The 2,033-nt window shown below is 44.0% G+C and carries 1 protein-coding gene; it reads right to left on the reverse strand.

Going from position 1 to position 2,033, the window contains the following annotated elements:
- Positions 1 to 2,018: SF1B family DNA helicase RecD2 (recD2, locus tag P9B04_RS23725; protein ID WP_446718040.1), on the reverse strand; the 2,018-nt coding region annotated here is incomplete at its 3' end.
- Between the last annotated feature and the right edge of the window lie 15 nt (positions 2,019 to 2,033).

Below are 2,033 nucleotides of genomic sequence, written 5' to 3' on the forward strand. Positions count from 1 at the left end.
ATGATAGCTAGTTTCTTAGCACGGGTTAATCCAGTGTAGATCAAGTTCCGTGACAGCATTACATAATGGGACTTAGAAATGGGCATAATCACAACGGGATATTCCGAACCTTGGGACTTATGGATAGAAATGCTCCAGGCTAAAGCCACTTCGTTAAGATCAGCAAAGTCGTATTCTACATCTCGCTCGTTAACCTGAATGGTCACAGATTTATCAATGTTATTGATGGCCTTAACGATGCCCAAATCCCCGTTATAGATGTCACGGTTATAATCATTTCTTAGCTGTATGATGCGATCGCTAACTCTTATAGTTTTACCCATAGCGGTAACTTCAGACTTATCAGGTGATGGTGGATTAAGAAGCTGCTGCAACACCTGATTAAGATTGCGAGTTCCCACCAACCCCCTAGTCATAGGAGACAAAACCTGTACATCGTTCCTGGGGTCAAAACCCTGATTGGGGATAAAATCAGTCAGTAATTGTGAGATCGCTTCGACGCTATGTTCAGGCTCATGCCCCCCTGAATGCCAAAGACAATCGGACTGAGGTTGATCAGATATTGGTTCGAGTTTTGGATATTGTCCGTGGTTTATTTGGTGAGCATTTTTGATAATGGCACTGGTTGCAGCTTGTCGGAAAACTTGGGTTAGTTTAACGACGGGAATTTTACCCGACTCCAGTAAATCATTAAGAACTTTTCCAGGCCCAACACTCTCCAACTGATCGCAATCTCCCACAAGTAGAAGTTGACAATCGGGGGAAATCGCTTTAACTAAAGAATGTGCCAGAAATAAATCTACCATTGAAGCTTCATCGACAATCACCGCATCAAAGGGTAATGGGTTATCTTTATCCCTTTTGAAGCCCATTCTTTTCGGGTCAAATTCCAGTAAGCGATGAATGGTTTTGGCTTCTAGTCCTGCCATTTCCCCTAGTCTTTGTGCAGCCCGACCAGTAGGGGCGGCTAAGCCAATTTTTTTCCCCATGGCCTGCCAAAGTGCAACCAAAGTTTTTTGAGTAAAGGTCTTCCCACAACCAGGCCCCCCCGTGAGAACCATCACCTGCGATGACACTGCTTTGATGACGGCATTAGTTTGTTGGGGGGACAAACTAATGCCCTTACTTTTGGTGTACCGTTCTATCCAATTCTCCACACGCTCGCGATCAACTTTAACTGGTTTTTCCAGGTGCAGTCGTAGTAGTTTAGCTAAGTTAGCCTCTGTATAGTAGAACGTGGGCTTATAGCATAACCACATTTCCCCTTCGGCTACTTCAACTTTGAGTTCTTCACTTTCGACCATTTCCTTGATACTTCTGGTTACGGTTTCCCTATCCGCATCAAAACCATCAAAACTAAGTAACTCGTCGGCCTGGTTAACCAACTCAGGTAAAGGTAAAAAACAATGTCCCTCATCTGCTGCTTGGCTTAATATATGTAGCACCCCCGATTTGTAGCGGTATTTTGACCAGGGCGATATTCCCACCTGTATCGCAATCTGATTAGCCGTATGGAATCCTATCCCAAAAATATCTATGGCCAACTGGTAGGGGTTTTCGCTCACCATAGAGATCGCATTATTCCCATACTGCTTAAATATCTTCACAGCATAGGTGGTTGATACCCCATGCCCTTGGAGAAAGATCATCACATCTTTAATGAGTTTTTGTTCGGACCAGGTATCCTGGATCATCTTGACCCGTTTTTTCCCAATGCCAGGGACTTCTGCTAGACGTTCAATCTGGTTTTCGATGATCTCAAGTGTTTCTAACTGAAAGTGGGCTACTATCCTTCTTGCTGTTACTGGCCCAACTCCACGAATAAGTCCACTTCCTAAATATTTTTCAATGCCAGTCAGAGTTGCCGGTTTAGACTCAGTATAGTTTTTTACCTGAAATTGTTGTCCATGTTTTGGGTGATCATGCCAGTAACCCTGAACCGATAAGGTCATGCCGGCTTGAATGTTTGGGAAGTTACCGATGATGGCTACCAAATCCCTAAAGCCCTTCACTTGCATTTTGGCCACAGTGTA

The sequence above is a fragment of the Crocosphaera sp. Alani8 genome, from assembly GCF_038442745.1.
GTDB lineage: Bacteria > Cyanobacteriota > Cyanobacteriia > Cyanobacteriales > Microcystaceae > Crocosphaera.